This window comes from Candidatus Pelagibacter sp. Uisw_136, from assembly GCF_047720275.1.
Taxonomy (GTDB): Bacteria; Pseudomonadota; Alphaproteobacteria; order Pelagibacterales; family Pelagibacteraceae; genus Pelagibacter.
The window spans coordinates 799709-816407 of sequence record NZ_CP159812.1 but is presented as its reverse complement, the minus strand read 5'-3'; the positions used below and the strand labels follow the sequence as shown (position 1 = coordinate 816407).

Here is a 16699-nt window from a genome sequence, read left to right as displayed (position 1 = left end):
CACAAATTTGCAATTTAGTTAGTTAATTTATCAATTATTTCTGACCTTTGATATAACCCTAAATTTTCTGCTTTAAGCTTTAGTTGAGAATTAATCTTTTTTAAGTTTGGAACTTCCACATTTAATTTGTTAGCTATCTCAATTATAGACCCAATAATTGGGTCTATTTCTAAAGGCTTACCTGCGTTTAGATCTTGTGTTGTTGATGGTTTATGATTCATTATTGAAATTGCGCCATTAATTCTATCATCAATAGAAACATTAAATTTTATACCAATTTTTTCACCTACTAGCTGGCATTCTTTCATTAATTCTCTAACTAAATTAATTAATTCTTTATCATTTCCAATTTGATCTAAAGTTTTATTTGTTAAAGCGCTCACAGGATTGAAGGAGCAATTGCCCCACAATTTAATCCATATTTCATTCCTTAAATTTTTTTTCTGAGGAACCTTTAATCCTCCAGCAATTAATAAATCTGCAATTTTTTTTAATCTTTCAGACCTTGTGCCATCAGGCTCACCAAGTGAAAATTTTTCTCCCTCATTATGCTTAATTACACCAGGTTCAATAATTTCACATGCAGGATATACAACACATCCAATGGCCTGTTGTGGCTTAATAGTTTTCCATATTTTTCCTGCAGGATCTACACTTTCAAGATAAGTGTCATCTAAGTTTGTGCCAGTATTTGCTTTATGAAAGTACCACCATGGCAAGCCGTTTACAGTAGATATTATTGAAGTTTGTTCATTTATAATTGAGCTTAATGAGTCAACTATATTTGAAATAGAATGAGCTTTAACTGATATGAATATATAATCTTGAATTTCTAAAGTCTTTGGATCATCTGTAACAGTTAATTTTAAATTTTCAGTTTTTCCATCTTTAATAAATGTTAATCCTTTTTTTTCGATAGCTTCTTTGTGTGGCCCTCTAGCAATCAAAGATAACTGAACGTTGGTTTTGCTCAAACAGGCTGCAATATAACCACCGATTGCTCCAGCACCAAATATACAAATTTTTGTCATTTTAATTATTTAGTCCAAATTTTTTAGCTAAAACATTTCTTTGTAATTTGCCTGTAGCACCTTTTGGAATTTCTGTAACAAAAAATATTTTTTTTGGGATTTTAAATTTAGCTAATTTTTCTTTTGCATATATTTTTAAGCCTGCTTCATCAAGATTAAATCCTTCCTTCAAGATAATTGCAGTTGCAATATCCTCACCCAGCATTTTATCTTCATAACCAAAACAAACTGCTTGTTCTATTGAAGGATGGTCCATTAAAACATTATCAACTTCTAAAGGAGAAATCTTTTCTCCACCTTTATTAATGATTTCTTTAAGTCTTCCTGATATTTTTAAATAGCCATCATTATCAAAAAACCCCTGATCACCAGTTCTAAACCACCCATTGTTAAAATTAGCTTTGTTTGCTTCAGGGTTATTCTCATATCCTGCAGTTACATTATTACCTTTGATGCAGATTTCACCAACCTCACCATTTTTCATTATATTGTTATTATCATCCATAATAGCCACTTCTGGCCCAGCAGGTATACCTACAAATCCCGCTTTTTGCTTTTTTGGAGGTAGAGGGTTTGACGTCATTTGATGAGTTGCTTCAGTCATGCCGTAAGCCTCAATTACTGGACAGTTAAATACTTTATTTAATTTTTCGAAAACTGCCGGTGGTAATGAAGCTGAAGAAGATCTAACAAGTCTTAAATTTAAATTTTTTGCTAACTCTAAATTTTTTTCAGCTCTTAGCATTATTGTTTGGTGCATTGTTGGAACACCAGAATACCAAGTAATTTTTTCTGATTTTGCTAATTCTAAAAATTTAAGAGCATTAAATCCATTACTTGCACAAACAGATGCACCAGATTTCATTGATGAAGCTATAATAGCTATTAGACCATGGATATGAAATAGAGGCATAATATTTAGACAATGGTCATTTTCCACAAGATTTAAACTTTTAGAAATATTTAGAGAAGATGAGTAGATATTTTTGTTAGTTAAAGGAACAATTTTTGGCCTTGAGGTAGTACCTGAGGTGTGTAGGACTAAAGCTTCATTATTTTCTTCTGGCTCAATATAAGCGCTCTCATCATTAAATAAATCAAAAAAACCTGTTGGTTGATCTTTTTTAATCTTAATTTCACAAACAGGAATTTTTAATTTTTTTGCAACATCAACAGCACTATTTTGAGAGTTTGGTTCAACTATTACTATTTTTGGTTTTAGATCATTTAGGTAAAACTCATATTCATCAGCTTTATAGCTGGGGTTAAGTGGTGCAGCTGACATATAGCTTGAAATAGCTAAAAAACTTGAAGCCATATGAGGACCATTTGGAAGAATTATTGCGGCTCTATCTTTGTTGGAAATATGATTTCCAGATAATTGTCTTGATATTCTATTAGCTAAAGCTTTAAGATCTTTATAAAGAAGAGGAGAGTTATCTTCTGATGTTAAGGCAATATTAGTGTCAGCTTGATCAGAAAAGATATTTTTAACAATTTCTTTTTTCATTTCAAACTTAGTTCAGCTTTTTGTTAGTACTAGAAATTTTTAATAATTTTCTATTATATTTTTTTGACATCTTCAATCTTATATCAGTTTATTTAAAAAAAAGGTTATCTAAAAATAAGGTTTTTGATTTTTTTATAGAAAAATAAAGGGTTCTGTTTACATGTATTGTAAAGTTCATTGTAGATTTATAGTACAGACATAAAAAAAATACTAGGGATGGCTAGAACTATTGGAATACTTATTGCTGTTAGTGGAGCAACTATATTAGCTATAAGTGAAACATATTATGGAAATGTTTCAGCACCTCTGAGCATTGCAAATACTAATCTTTTATTTTTTTTTGAATTTGTTCTTGTTACAATGGTTTTGGTTCGATTAGGTCCAAAAGACGTTTATAAGATAGATAAAAGTTATTGAGTAAAATTTTTGGTACGTTTTTAATTTTAGTTTTTATTCGATCTTTTATTGAATATTCGAACATCGCATAGTAAAATAAATTACCCATGTTCAATTTAAAGCAAATAATCTCATCTATTGCTGATGCAGGTCAAAAACTTTTTAGTATAAAAAATATTAAAAAAAATGACTTAGAATTTATTATATCTTTATGTGATGATTTAATTTCACACAAAGGGGCAGCATTCGGTATTACTGTAGCTAGAGATATTACTGAACTATATCAATCACTATCTCCAGAAAATAAATTATTATTCTTTAAAAAAATTAACAACAAATATAAGCCCAGCTTTACAAAAGTTAACAAAGCAATTGAAAACTATACGAAATCTCAAAATGAAAAAACTTTATCAGATTTATTTAAAGTTTCCGAAGGTAAGAGAAGAGAACTTTTTAGAAGAATGAATATGGCACCAAATGGAACTGCGATTATAGTTGCGTTAAGAGAAGATTTAATAAAAATATTAAAAGACAATAAAGAGCTTTCAGAATTAGATAATGATCTTAGGCATTTATTTAGAGCTTGGTTTAATCCAGGATTTCTTAAACTTGCTAAAATTACATGGGATACAAAGGCTGCAGTTTTAGAAAAAATAATTAAATATGAAAGAGTTCATCAAATAAAAGATATGAATGAACTTAAAAGAAGGTTAGGTGAAGATAGAAGGTTTTTCTCTTATTTTCATCCAGCCCTTGAGGATGAGCCAATTATTTTTGTACAAGTAGCTCTAACTAATGGTCTTGGTAAATCTATTCAAGAATTAATGAAACCCTCAAGTGATGAGAAAAAAACTTATGATACAGCTACTTTTTATTCAATTAGTAACTGCCAAGAAGGTTTATCAAGAGTTACGTTAGGTAATTTTCTAATCAAAAGAGTGGTTTATGAAATACAAGAAGAACTACCTCACATTAAAAACTTTGGCACCTTATCACCTATACCAGGGTTTGCTGATTGGTTTACTTATTTAGATGAAACTAAAATTAAAAATATTCTAGGCGATCTAAAAGATCAAGATGCTATCTTTTTAAAATCTCAAGACTTAAAATTAGGTGACAGTAGAATTATAAGAAATAAAGAAGCTATAACAAAATTAGTAGCTCATTATATTGTTAATGAAAAAAATAAAAAAGGACTACCAGTGAATGACGTTAGTAGATTTCATTTAGGCAATGGAGCAATTGTTGATGATATAGTTATTAATGCAAATATTTCTGAAACTGGTTTTAAAAGATCTTATGGTGTGATGGTTAATTATCTTTATGAACTTCAAAATATAGAAAAAAATCATGAAGAATACATGAACAATAACAAAGTAATCGTCTCTAATAAAATAAAGAAATATTTATAAAATATATTTCTAATTTTTAGTTAAGACCCCATTTAACTTTATTCCAAATTCGTTCATGAAAATAATAAAAGAACAGTGGAATAATTGATCCTAAACCTAATATCCCAGCTCCTTTAAAGCTACCAGTAAAAATATACCCAAATATTACCCAGTAGATAAAAATAAAAAGTCTCCATGAAAATGTTTTAGCAACGGAACGTATTTGTTTATCTGCCATAATGAAATTAGCCTATAATAATTTTTGCTTATAGAACACATTTATATTAATATTTAACTATGACTAATAAAGTAAGTAAAAGTTTTCTAAAAAATTCTCATTTAATAACTGACTTAAAACTATGTAGTATTCGTTTAATTGATAATGCTAAATTTCCCTGGATCATTTTAATTCCTAAACGAAAAAATATTAGCGATATCTCAGAACTTAACTCAAAAGATCAAATATTATTAATGAAAGAAATTGTTCATTGCAGTAAATTAATGAAAAAAATTTTTAAAACAAAAAAACTTAATGTTGAGAAGATTGGTAACATTGTTCCTCAATTACATATTCATATTATTGCAAGATCTACCAAGGATAGTACGTGGCCTTTGTCAGTTTGGGTTATTAAAGGGAAACCTTATACAAAAATTCTATTAGCAAAAACTATCAATAAGATTAAAAAGTATTTTAAGGATTAAAGGGTAAGGACAGAGGTAGCTTTAGTCTCCCGCCACTACCTCTTAATCATTATGTATCTGATTCGTCCCAAATTTGTTAACACGTATTAATTGAAAGTAGACTTTATCAACCGCTTGCTTTACTAAATAGATAACACACAGACTCATAAATAATTAAAATTAAAATACATTGATTAAAACCACACTCTCATCATTTGCAAAATCTATTGGTTTTAACTCACAAGATTATATTCCAAAGGAAGGGGTATCCTTTTCTTTATTTAGAATTGAAGTTTTATCAGGCTTAACGGTTGCTTTAGCGTTAGTTCCTGAAGCTATTGCCTTTGCTTTTGTTGCAGGAGTTGCACCTTTATCAGGGCTTTATGCAGCTTTTATCGTTGGGTTGATTACAGCTGTATTTGGGGGAAGACCTGGGATGATTTCAGGAGCAACAGGTGCTTTAGCGGTTGTTATGGTTTCTCTTGTTATGGATCACGGTGCTCAATATTTATTTGCAACTGTAGTTTTAATGGGAATTTTACAATTATTAGCGGGTGTCTTTAAGCTTGGAAAATTTATTAGAATGGTACCACAACCTGTAATGCTTGGTTTTGTTAATGGCCTTGCAATCGTTATTGGTATTTCACAACTTAGTCAGTTTAAAACCCTTAATGCAATGGGACAATCAGTATGGATTTCAGGAAATACTTTATATTATTCAATTGGGTTTGTAGTTTTAACTATGTTAATCATTTGGTTACTGCCAAAGATTACTAAAGCAGTTCCAGCTACACTTGCTGCTATTTTAGCAACATCTGTATTAGTTTTAGCATTAAAGATTGATATTCCTAGTGTTGGAGATCTTGCAAGTGTTAAAGGAGGATTACCTATATTCTCAATCCCAAGTGTTCCTTTAAACTTTGAAACTTTAAAAATTATTTTCCCTTATGCATTTATATTGTCAGCGATTGGCTTAATTGAAAGCTTGTTAACCCTGAACTTAGTTGGTGAAATTACCAATAAAAGAGGTGGGGCTAGTCAGGAATGTCTAGCACAAGGTTTTGCAAACACAGTTACTGGTTTTTTTGGTGGTATGGGTGGATGTGCGATGATTGGGCAATCTATGATTAATGTAAAGTCAGGTGGTAGAACAAGAATTGCAGGAATAGCTGCAGCATTATTCTTATTAATTTTTATTTTATATACATCAAGTTATATTGAGATGATCCCAATTGCAGCACTTGTAGGTGTAATGTTTATGGTGGTGATTGGAACGTTTGCGTGGAATTCTTTAAAGATATTATTTTTTGTACCAAAGAGTGATGCACTAGTTATTGTTCTTGTAACCGTTGTAACTGTTTTAGAAGATTTAGCAGTTGCTGTAATTGTTGGAGTGATTGTGTCAGCTCTAGTATTTGCTTGGAAATCAGCTTCAAGAATTAGAGCAGTTGAGAGACCCTCCGTTACAGAAAAGGGTGCTAAAGTTTATGAAATAGAAGGTCCACTTTTCTTTAGTTCAACGGATAGTTTTTTAGAATTATTTAAACCAGAAGAAGATCCTGAAGTAGTCATTATTGATTTTGCAGGATCAAAAGTAATTGATCAGTCAGCTTTAAAGGCAATTGAAGACATTGCTGACAAATATAATAGTTTTGGAAAAAAAGTTAAATTAAGACATTTAACTCGTGATTGTCATAGATTATTAAGCAGAGCAGGTCAGCTTGTTGTTGATAGTGATGACGATCCTGATTACGGAATTGCAGTTGATTATGATGTTAAATTAGGTATTTTTGGAAATTAACATGAGCAAAGAGATAAAAGCTGATGACGTTATTTTCAATTTCTTTAAACAAATTTGTGATGAGAAAGATGATGTTAAATGTGTAGAGCTTGGTAATAGTTGGATTAATGCAATGAAGACTAATCTTACAAACATGGAAAAAAACCTAGAAGAAGCTGACAAAGCTAAACATCAAGAAAATATAGATAGCAATATGAACCACCTTAATAACCTTAAGGATAAATCAGCTGAGGAATGGCGTGAATATGCAACTCAGTGCATGGTAGAGATCCTTGATCACAAAACTAAATCGTGAATTTCTTTAAGAGATTATTTTCAAGTAGCAATCTAGAACTAGAAATTAATGATGGCGGTAGAACTGCAGCGGGATACAAGGGTAAAGCTGGAGACTGTGTAGTTAGATCTATTGCAATTGTATCAGGTCTTCCCTACCAAAAAATCTATGATGATCTTTATGAAGCAAATGAAGAATTTAGAACCACATCAAGAACTAAACTTGCAAGAAGTTTAAAACAAAAAAATGATAGTCCAAGATCAGGCACTCATAGAGTGGTGGTTAAAAAATATCTTAAAAAACTTGGGTGGCAATGGACACCAACTATGTTTATTGGTCAAGGCTGTAAGGTTCATTTAAAAAAAAATGAACTTCCAAGTGGGACTTTAATTGTATCTTGTTCAAAACATATAACTGTTGTTAAAGATGGTGTCTTGCATGATACTTATGATTGTTCAAGACGGGGCACACGATGTGTTTATGGGTATTGGACTAAGCCTCATTAGATAAAGATAAAAGTGGTTAATAAATTTCATTAATATATGATTTTTAAAAATGAGCTTTAAAGATAACGTCAACTTACATGTAGACAAATCAGCTAAATTACTAAACTTTAGTGATGACTTACTTGAACATTTAAAATCCACTCACTCATTAATTAAAGTAAATGTAGGTGTTGTCTTAGATGGCAAAATTAATAATTTTACAGGATGGAGGGCAGTTCACTCAGAACACATACTTCCAACTAAAGGTGGGCTAAGATATTCTGAAACCGTTGATCAAGATGACACGGAAGCTTTAGCATCTTTAATGACTTACAAATGTGCAATAGTTAATATTCCTTTTGGTGGTGCAAAAGGAGGTTTAAAAATTAATCCTAAGAATTACACAATGCCTCAACTAAGAGAAATTACTAAAGCCTTTGCAAGTAAACTAATTAATAAAGGTTTTATTTCTCCAGCATTAAATGTTCCAGCTCCAGATGTCGGAACATCTGAAAGAGAAATGGAATGGATTTTAGAGACATACAAAACACTTAAACCTGATGATATAAATTATAGAGGTTGTGTAACGGGTAAACCACTACATCGTGGAGGTATTGCTGGAAGAACAGAAGCAACCGGTAGAGGTATTGAAGAAGTAGTTAGAGAAATATTTAGACACGAAGACGTTGTTAAAGAAGCTAGTTTAAAAAATGAATTAAAAGATAATGAAATTATAGTTCAAGGCTTTGGTAATGTTGGAAGTAATTTAGCTAAACATTTATATAATAGAGACAATGCAAAGATTATAGCTATTGGAGAGTTTGATGGCTATTTATACAATAAAAAAGGCATTGATATAAATGCACTAATTAAATTTTTTCAAAAAAATAAAAGTATTAATAATCCTAAACTTGGAGAATTTAAAAATAATCCAAGTGAACTTTTAGAATTAGATTGTGATATTTTAATTCCAGCTGCGTTAGAAAATGCAATTACTGTTGATAATGTAGATAAAATTAAAACAAAATTAATAATTGAAGCTGCTAATGGACCCATTTCATTTGAAGCAGATCAAAAATTATTTGAAAAAGGAGTTGTGATTATCCCTGATATTTATGTCAATGCAGGCGGAGTAGTAGTTTCTTATTTCGAATGGGTTAAAGATATTTCTCATATACGTTTTGGTAGAGTTGAAAAAAGATTTCAAGAACAAAAAATATTAGACATTATTGATTTGATAGATAAAAAAACTAATACCAAAACAGATTTTGACACCATTAAAAAAATTATCCATGGAGCGGATGAAGAGGATTTAGCTTTTTCAGGTCTAGAAGACAGTATGAGAAATGCATTTATTGAAATTTATAATACTAAAAAACAAATAAAAAGATCATTTAGAGACAGTGCTTATTATGTGTCTCTAAAGAAGATAAGAAACTTCTATACAGTAGAAGGCTTTCCTAAACGATAAATAGTGGCTTAATTTTAACTATATTTAAATTAACTGAAGACTTCTTGGTAATGATTTGTTAGCATTTGATATGATAAAATTAATAAGAGCAGGCTTTATGAGCAAGCTTTTTGCTATTTTAGTTTTAAGCTTATTATTAACTAGTGGTGCTAAAGCTGGTTGTGATGATGCTCCAACTGATGGAGTGGATTATTCTAATTGTCAATTCTCAGAAGGCCAAGATTTAAGTAGAGCTTATATACCAAATTCCAATCTTTCTTTTATTAGCTTTATTAAAGTTACTTTTGATAAAGGAGTAATGATGAATGCAACATTATCTAATGGTAATTTTGTAGAATCTTCTTTTATTAGAACTAATTTATATGAAGCAAATCTTGAGGGGGGTATTTTTGAAAAAGCTAACTTTACAAGTGCCAATTTAACAAGAGTAAATTTCAAAGGTTCATCATTAATTGAGACAAACTTTAGTAATAGCAACCTTTTTGAAGCAGATTTAACTGGTGCTAATATTTTAAATGCCACCTTTGAAGGTGCCAATCTAAACAATGCAACTTGGATTGATGGAACTAAATGTTCTTTAGGTTCTATTGGCAAGTGTGCTAAATAGTTAGAAATTAATTTACATAATATTTATGAAAAAACATTTAATAATTTTAGTTTTATTTTTAATAGTTCCAAATTTATCTTTTGCAAAACAGCTAAGCAAATCTCCATTTATTCCAGATAGTGTTCAAGATGAATTTAATAAACTATCTACTGAACATAAGACCAAGTTCTGTGGTTTTGAAAACTATAAAATTAGAAAAGGTATTATTAACAAAGATTTAGCAATAAGAATACTTGGTTATAATTCAAGAATGGATAATTGGAAAATAGTAGAAGGTGTTCATAGTCGGGATGTTTTTAAAGAATATGCTGATGTTGTAACTTATGCAAGTGTATCTGAAAATGATCGGATAAAAGAACTTCTCTTTGATAAACTTTATGTATGGGCAAAAAATAAAGCTCTCACTCAAACTAAACAATGTTATAGAAATACAGAAAAAAATTCAGTTTTAAAAGATTGCGAAGGTGAGTGGAGCGATCCAGAAGGTCAAGACTTAGCACCAATAAAAGATGCAACTGTAACTCTAGAGATAATTATGGGTTTAAACTATATCTACAATCTTAATTTTGCTAATTATAAAATTGAAGATCCAAGACATAAAACTATTAATGAATGGTTCAAACCTTTTTATAAACAAATAAAACCTGCCAATAAATTTTATATGGGAAATTCTGCTGGTTGGTATTTTCCCAACATAGCTTTAAGACATAGTAATAATAAAAATTACTCTAAATTAGTTAAGAAACTTGTTAAAGGTGCTGACAAATGGATACTCGATGATGGAAGCATTAAAGACAGAACTACACGCGGAAATCGATCATTGTGGTATCATCATACTGGATTAGGTGAGGCTTTCATGATTTTAGAAATTGCAAATGCTGCAGATGTTAAATTACCAAAAAATTATGAAAAAAACTTATTAAAAGCTGCTGAATTGTTTCAGGATGGTTTTTTAGATAATTCTATTTTAGAACCTTGGGCAAAAAAAGGTCATAACTCACAAGCTAGCAATGGTGTGCAAAAATTTAATAAAAATTTAGATAGTGTGAGCTTTAATGGACCTTGGTTACATATAATACAATATAGATATCCAAATCATAGAACGTCAAAATTCTTAAAGTCTCAAATGACCAATAGAGCAAGATCTTTAAAAAGTGATGAGGTTATGGGAATTGGAGTGGGTTGTATCTATAACGCTTTAGCAAATAAATAAAAAATTTTTAATTTGCTTATTTTACAGGTTTAATTTTCTGATTAATAACAAGTACAGCACCAATTATCAAAATAGGTAAGCCTATTATTAAGTCTTGCTGCCATTCTAAGTTTTCAAACACTGTTGATATTAATAAAGCAAGGACAGGCATGACTACTCCTACATAACCTGCTCGACCAGCTCCAACTTTCTCTAATAATCTTAAATAGAAGATAAAAGCAAATATTGAACCAACTATTGATAAATAAGCAAGCGATGCAATATAACTAAAACTATACTCGAATAATAATTCAGTACCTTTTATTTGAGTAATTAACAAAGTAACTAATGATCCATAAAGCATTGCATACGCAAGTGTTGGTATTAATGGAAAGTTGTTATTTAAGTTTCTTTGGTAAACCATGTTACCTGTTGATGCACTAAATGTACCAAGCAATGCTAAAAATAATCCAACATGAGTCCCATTTGCTAAGCTGAAATTGAAAATTTCATCACTGAAAATGATTATAATTCCAATCATCCCAATGGTTGCACCTAGTAAAGTTTTTAAAGAAGGTTTCTTTTTAAAATAAAATCCTTCTCCTAAAATATTCATAATAACTACAGTTGAAAAGACAACCGCTGGAAATGCGCTTATTAGGTAAGTATTTGATAAATAAAAGAAAACATAATTTAGAGAATAAAGACAAATACCGAAGAGCAAAAACCATGCATGTTGATTTAAAGAAAACTTAAGATTTTTCTTCTTATAAATTAGATAAACAAAAATAATTATTGCAGCTATCAAAAACCTATAAAACACTGATACTAATGGATCAACGTAGCCTAACTGAAATTTGATGACATACCAAGTAGGTGACCAGCAAAAGAGTGTGACAATAAATAAGATAAAATTGTTCATTAGCAAACACTTATAATCAATCAATCTTAAAAAAATATAAGATTAATCTAACAATTTTAATATATAAATTTAATAGTTATGAAAAAAATACTTCTAATTTTAACTCTGTTTATATCGTTAACTAACCTTTCTTACTCAGACAATCATTATCCAATTACAAGAGATTCTGTATTAATGATCGCTAGAGGTAAAATTGCATACCAAAATAATTGTGCAAGTTGCCATCAGGTTAATTTGTCAGGTGCTGAAAATTGGAAGGGTGTTGATGAAGATGGTCATCGTAAAACACCCCCTTTAAATGGCACGGGTCACACTTGGCACCATGATGATGAGACATTACATAAAATTATTAAATATGGATTAGTTGGAATAATTAGTGACTATGAAGGGAAGATGGCTGGCTTTGGAGACAATCTTAGTGACAAAGATATAGATTCAGTTTTAGCCTACATTAAAAGTTTTTGGCCAGATGATTATTACAAACATCAAATAAATTTAAGTAAATAAATTATATGGTAACAGATACTTTTCATTGGGGATGCAAGCATAGTTGGAGAGCTAGTGCAAAGAATACGATGTGGTGTGTTATCGGTTGTGCAATTGGTGACTTTGGAACCATATTATTTTTTCAATTAAGTAAAATTCCTTTTCCAGTATTGGGCATTATGACTTTAGCAATCATTAATGGTTTATTAACCAGCATTATGCTTGAGACTTATATTTTAATGAAACAAAAGTTTGATTTTATCAGTGCGTTAAAGACAGCTTGTGGCATGAGTTTTATCTCTATGGTTAGTATGGAAATTTCTATGAACGCTACAGATTATTTTTTAACAGGTGGAGCGATGCTAACTTGGTGGGTAGTGCCCATTATGTTAATAGTTGGTTTTTTAACACCATGGCCTTATAATTATTGGAGACTTAAAAAATTTAATCAAGCCTGTCATTAAATATTAAATGGTTACAACTTCTGAAATCATATTAGCAATTATTATCGTTTCCTTATCAGTTGTTATGCCTATCTATTATTATTATCAAAGGAAGAAAAACCCCAAACAAGATAATAAAACTCCAGATAACCCTGAGATAAAAAATTATATTGATAAAATTAATGAGATAACACGTACTAAACGTAAATGAAAAAGCTTTTAGGAATCATAATTCTGAGTTTGCTCGTTAGCAATATAACTTTTGCAAATAAAAATAAGAGGACCTGGGATTATCCTTTTTTAGATTATAAAGAGTGGGAAGTAAAAGGTTCAGAAAATCATTACAAATTTCAGTCAAACTTAAGAGAAGATAAAGACGTTTTAAAAGAATTTAAAAATAATAAAAATACAGGGATAATTAGTTATTTGTTATTTGAGGACGATAAAATTGTTATCGATGTGTCTGATATTCCTAAAAAAGTTAGCAGCGGAGATACAATAATTGATGGTTTATTACCATCTCATTCAATGGGTAAAAGTTTAGTTTCTTATGTAACAGGGCACGCTATTTGTGAAGGTTATATTGATAACGTAAATGTAAAATTAGATGACTGGCCATTAATAAAAAGTACATTGTATGACAACTCGGTATTACTTGATCTTCTAAATATGAAAGGTGGTGACCAAAAATGGGTTGGTGAGAGAATGAAGAATGGTTCAGATAATAGAATTAAAGGTCCCAAGAAAGAAAATGTAAATGTTATTGGCTTAATGAAAGTTATGAACGTCTATTTAAGAGGTTCTGAAAAAAGCAAACTGATTTATAATTATAGTGCCTTGACCACTAATGTGATTATGAATTATGTGAAACATAAGACTGGCGCTGATTGGGACAAATTATTGCATAAAGTTTTTAATGAACACGTTGGAGTTAAAAATAGTGTTTATTTTTCAAAATCTAGAAAGTATTTAAAATATGATGATTTTGTCTCTGGAAGATACTCTTTTTATGCAGATAGATATGATTATCTAAGAATTGCTAAAACAATGATGGATGATTGGCATAACGATACTTGTGCTGGTAAATATTTAAAAACTATTTACGAAAATAGAGTTAAAAAAAAAGATAATACAAAAAAAGCAACTGATGTGGGTCTCTATACAAAATCATATGGTGGTCAAATCCATTTTGATATTTTTGGAATTGATAAGACAAGAAAAATTTTAGGATTGAGTGGATTTGCAGGTCAGCAAATATTAATTGATCTAGATAATAAAAGAATAATAGTAGTTAGCTCATTATACAGAAACTATAATTGGAAAAAGATTGTTTATTCAGTAATTAGGAATTAACTATGAAAAAACGTTTATCAGGGTGCAGTGAATGTGGAGATGATACTGCCATCTTAACACAAGTGAGTTCAGGACCTGAAGTGATCTTACTTTGTACGGATTGCTATAATCTTAAACATTCAAATGAAACACAAAACCATATTAGTTATGAAGAAGAAAAAAGCTAAAAAATTAAAAACTAAAAAACCAGCACCTAATTTCTACGGTCTTGGTAAATTTAATTACCTTATTTTTAAGTTTCTTTGCTCAAGGTTTAAGCTTAGATAATGAGTAGGGACAATAATTCAAAAGGGATAGTTTTAATACTGATTGCAATGAGCTTGTTTGCAATCCAAGACTCGTTAATTAAATTTATTTTCGAGCAATCTGCTCTTTATGAGATTTTCTTTGGAAGGTATTTGATTGCAGCAACAGTGCTTTTTATTTATTTAAGTTTTAAAAGACAGAAAGTATCGCTTAAAACACATTATCCTGTATTAACTTTTGCAAGGGTGTTGTTACATTTTGTTGCTTTTTCAACCTTTTTTATCTCTATTACTTATATGCAACTAGCAACTGCTAATGCTTTATTCTTTTCTTGTCCTTTTTTTGTATCCATTTTTGCTAAATTTTTCTTAAAAGAATTTATTGGTATTAGAAGATGGTCCGCTATTGCCTTTGGTTTTTTTGGTGTATTAATCGTCTTAAATCCTGATTTTGAAAGTTTTGATTATAGAAATTTGTTACCAGTGTTAAGTGCTTTATTTTATGCAGCATCAATGACTATTACTAAATACACATCTGATAAGGATGATGTAAACACCCAGTTATACTATTTTTATTTAATTGCTCTTGTTTTATGTGGCATAATTTATGTCTTTATGGGCAATGGTCAATTCAACAACTCTGATTTTGATCCAACTACACAATTTATATTTAGAGAGTGGTTTACAAATTTTGATTATACTTGGAAATTTATATTATTTTTTGGAGTAGCAGCATCTATTGGGTTCTTATGTATCTTTTCAGCTTATATCATTGCATCCCCATCCGTTGTCTCATTATTTGAATACTCTTTAATTATTATGTCAATGATCCCAGGTTATTTTTTGTTTAATGAAATTCCATCTCTTAGAACTTTGTTAGGGGTCATTTGTATTATCTCAGCTGGGGTTTATATTTACTTTAGAGAAGGTGTTCGAAAACAGTACATTGCATCTAAAATTCCAACTAGAAGATAAACTAATTAATTATCATTCCATCACCTAGACACCTGATTTGAATATTGATAGGGTCCGAGTTCATGAAAAAGATTTTAGGTATCATCGTTCTGGGCTTGTTGTTGAGTGGTAATGCTCATGCAAATAATAAATTAATACAATCATTTAATAGTTGGCTTTCTGATAATGGATACCATCAATATTTAGAAAAAATTGAAAGTGAAACATGTAAATCTTTTGATAAAGGTGACACAAATTGGTATTATAATAATTGTGATGAATTTCGAGGATCTAACAATCTGGATATCAAGATAAAAAATAAAGCATTTTCAGCTGCCAATCTAGCCTATCATTCAAACCCAAACAGAGACACGCTAATTTATTATTTATGGGCATACTCTTATAGGGATAGAAGTTCACATTTAAGAGAGTTTAAACCTACAAATAATTCCTACGATTTTAAATTTAACTTAATTGAAGATAAATATTTAAAAAAGCAAATGAAAACTAAAGGTATCCTTAGTTATTTATATTATCAAGATGGCGAAGTATTGATTGACGAACTTTCTCCCAAAGAAAGATTAGGAGAGTTTTTAAATAATGAAACAAAATTTTATTCAATGTCAATGAGCAAGTCAGTAACTTCTTATTTATTAGGTCATGCAATATGTGATGGCTACATTGATGGAGTTGATGCAAGAGTAAACGACTGGCCTGTAATAAAAGATTCACTTTATCATGATCAAAAATTAATTAATTTTTTAAATATGAATACTGGTGATCAAAAATACATCGATGAATTTGGAGATGGTACAAGTAAATTAGGTGCATATGAAGATAGAGATATTGAAACAACCATGCGCTCACACTTTAGAAACAAAAATACAAAAAAATCTAAGCAAACATACAATTATAATGGATTTGTTACCCAGTTAATTTTAAACTATATGAAATTTAAAATTGGTAAAGATTATGACAAATTTTATAGCAAAGTTTTTAATGATAAAATAAAGATCAAAAATAGCATTCGTTATGGCTATACTAGTTTTCAAGAAGAAAATGGAAATGGACATCCTAATATAATGGCAACAAGATTTGACTATCTTAGAATAGCAAAAGCTATAATGGATGATTATCAGAATGATACTTGTGTTGGAAAATATTTAAAAGAAATACATAAAAGAAGAATTCCTAAAAATTTAACAGAAAAAAAAAATGAACCAGCATTTAATCGTACAAAATCATATGGAGGTCAATTTCATATGGATTTTCCAGGATTAAAAAACCAAATTATATTTGGCATGGGTGGCTATGGTGGGAATATGATTTTAATTGATGTTGAAAATTCAAGAATACTGGTCGTTAATTCACTCCATTATAATAATAAAAAATATAAATATAATTACAAAAAACTACTGCATGATCCATTTAAAAAAGGATTTAACTAAATTATAAAT

Annotated in this window: 20 protein-coding genes; 16 read left to right on the top strand and 4 right to left on the bottom strand. The window is 29.7% G+C overall.

The annotated features are described in order from the left end of the window. Positions 1–14: 14 nt before the first annotated feature. Positions 15–1031 (bottom strand): 2-dehydropantoate 2-reductase, encoded by a 1017-nt coding sequence (locus ABXT53_RS04420; protein ID WP_415289860.1) that lies wholly within the window; start codon positions 1029–1031, stop codon positions 15–17. Position 1032: 1 nt separating this feature from the next. Continuing rightward, positions 1033–2541: an acyl--CoA ligase gene (locus ABXT53_RS04415; protein WP_415289859.1), complete on the bottom strand. Its 1509-nt coding sequence runs from the start codon at positions 2539–2541 to the stop codon at positions 1033–1035. Between the two features lie 216 nt (positions 2542–2757). On the opposite strand from ABXT53_RS04415, the gene ABXT53_RS04410 reads away from it, so the two are divergent. Both ABXT53_RS04410 and ABXT53_RS04405 read left to right on the top strand, forming a co-directional pair. After that, positions 2758–2958, top strand: a complete 201-nt coding sequence (locus ABXT53_RS04410; RefSeq protein WP_415289857.1) for a hypothetical protein — start codon at positions 2758–2760, stop codon at positions 2956–2958. Between the two features lie 86 nt (positions 2959–3044). Continuing rightward, positions 3045–4349: a malonyl-CoA decarboxylase domain-containing protein gene (locus tag ABXT53_RS04405; protein ID WP_415289856.1), complete on the top strand. Its 1305-nt coding sequence runs from the start codon at positions 3045–3047 to the stop codon at positions 4347–4349. A gap of 16 nt (positions 4350–4365) precedes the next feature. Here ABXT53_RS04405 and ABXT53_RS04400 read toward each other — a convergent pair whose 3' ends face one another. Next, positions 4366–4566, bottom strand: coding sequence for a DUF2061 domain-containing protein (locus ABXT53_RS04400; RefSeq protein ID WP_415289854.1), 201 nt, complete (start codon positions 4564–4566; stop codon positions 4366–4368). A gap of 59 nt (positions 4567–4625) precedes the next feature. Here ABXT53_RS04400 and ABXT53_RS04395 point away from each other — a divergent pair, with 59 nt between their 5' ends. The 7 genes from ABXT53_RS04395 to ABXT53_RS04365 all read left to right on the top strand — a co-directional run bounded on the left by ABXT53_RS04395 (position 4626) and on the right by ABXT53_RS04365 (position 10860). Next, complete coding sequence (locus ABXT53_RS04395; protein ID WP_415289853.1) at positions 4626–5030, top strand: HIT domain-containing protein; 405 nt, start codon at positions 4626–4628, stop codon at positions 5028–5030. Between the two features lie 169 nt (positions 5031–5199). Continuing rightward, positions 5200–6810, top strand: coding sequence for a SulP family inorganic anion transporter (locus tag ABXT53_RS04390; RefSeq protein ID WP_415289851.1), 1611 nt, complete (start codon positions 5200–5202; stop codon positions 6808–6810). A gap of 1 nt (position 6811) precedes the next feature. Then, positions 6812–7105, top strand: coding sequence for a hypothetical protein (locus tag ABXT53_RS04385; protein ID WP_415289849.1), 294 nt, complete (start codon positions 6812–6814; stop codon positions 7103–7105). Continuing rightward, the gene (locus tag ABXT53_RS04380; RefSeq protein ID WP_415289848.1) at positions 7102–7590 is read left to right on the top strand and encodes a hypothetical protein; all 489 of its coding nucleotides are present in this window, start codon (positions 7102–7104) and stop codon (positions 7588–7590) included. Before ABXT53_RS04385 ends, ABXT53_RS04380 begins: the two co-directional genes overlap by 4 nt. A gap of 49 nt (positions 7591–7639) precedes the next feature. Then, positions 7640–9040, top strand: coding sequence for a Glu/Leu/Phe/Val family dehydrogenase (locus tag ABXT53_RS04375; RefSeq protein WP_415289846.1), 1401 nt, complete (start codon positions 7640–7642; stop codon positions 9038–9040). A 70-nt stretch (positions 9041–9110) separates the two neighbouring features. Beyond that, positions 9111–9647 carry a pentapeptide repeat-containing protein gene (locus ABXT53_RS04370; protein ID WP_415289845.1) on the top strand — a complete coding sequence of 179 codons (537 nt, stop codon included), beginning with the start codon at positions 9111–9113 and terminating at the stop codon, positions 9645–9647. A 25-nt stretch (positions 9648–9672) separates the two neighbouring features. Next, positions 9673–10860: an alginate lyase family protein gene (locus tag ABXT53_RS04365; RefSeq protein ID WP_415289843.1), complete on the top strand. Its 1188-nt coding sequence runs from the start codon at positions 9673–9675 to the stop codon at positions 10858–10860. A 16-nt stretch (positions 10861–10876) separates the two neighbouring features. Here the strand turns inward: ABXT53_RS04365 and ABXT53_RS04360 are convergent, their stop codons facing one another. Next, positions 10877–11761: a DMT family transporter gene (locus tag ABXT53_RS04360; protein ID WP_415289841.1), complete on the bottom strand. Its 885-nt coding sequence runs from the start codon at positions 11759–11761 to the stop codon at positions 10877–10879. A 78-nt stretch (positions 11762–11839) separates the two neighbouring features. On the opposite strand from ABXT53_RS04360, the gene ABXT53_RS04355 reads away from it, so the two are divergent. The 7 genes from ABXT53_RS04355 (at position 11840) to ABXT53_RS04325 (ending at position 16690) form a co-directional block, all read left to right on the top strand. Beyond that, on the top strand, positions 11840–12268 hold the full coding sequence (locus ABXT53_RS04355) for a c-type cytochrome (RefSeq protein WP_415289840.1): 429 nt from the start codon (positions 11840–11842) through the stop codon (positions 12266–12268). Between the two features lie 5 nt (positions 12269–12273). Further along, on the top strand, positions 12274–12711 hold the full coding sequence (locus ABXT53_RS04350; RefSeq protein ID WP_415289838.1) for a DUF4396 domain-containing protein: 438 nt from the start codon (positions 12274–12276) through the stop codon (positions 12709–12711). A gap of 7 nt (positions 12712–12718) precedes the next feature. Beyond that, entirely contained in the window at positions 12719–12901 is a 183-nt protein-coding gene (locus ABXT53_RS04345; RefSeq protein ID WP_415289837.1) for a hypothetical protein, read from the top strand. Then, positions 12898–14043 (top strand): hypothetical protein, encoded by a 1146-nt coding sequence (locus ABXT53_RS04340; RefSeq protein WP_415289835.1) that lies wholly within the window; start codon positions 12898–12900, stop codon positions 14041–14043. Before ABXT53_RS04345 ends, ABXT53_RS04340 begins: the two co-directional genes overlap by 4 nt. A 2-nt stretch (positions 14044–14045) precedes the next feature. Next, on the top strand, positions 14046–14210 hold the full coding sequence (locus ABXT53_RS04335) for a hypothetical protein (RefSeq protein WP_415277774.1): 165 nt from the start codon (positions 14046–14048) through the stop codon (positions 14208–14210). Between the two features lie 99 nt (positions 14211–14309). Beyond that, on the top strand, positions 14310–15263 hold the full coding sequence (locus ABXT53_RS04330; protein ID WP_415289833.1) for a DMT family transporter: 954 nt from the start codon (positions 14310–14312) through the stop codon (positions 15261–15263). 62 nt (positions 15264–15325) lie between these two features. Continuing rightward, positions 15326–16690 carry a hypothetical protein gene (locus ABXT53_RS04325; protein WP_415289831.1) on the top strand — a complete coding sequence of 455 codons (1365 nt, stop codon included), beginning with the start codon at positions 15326–15328 and terminating at the stop codon, positions 16688–16690. Positions 16691–16699: the final 9 nt, after the last annotated feature.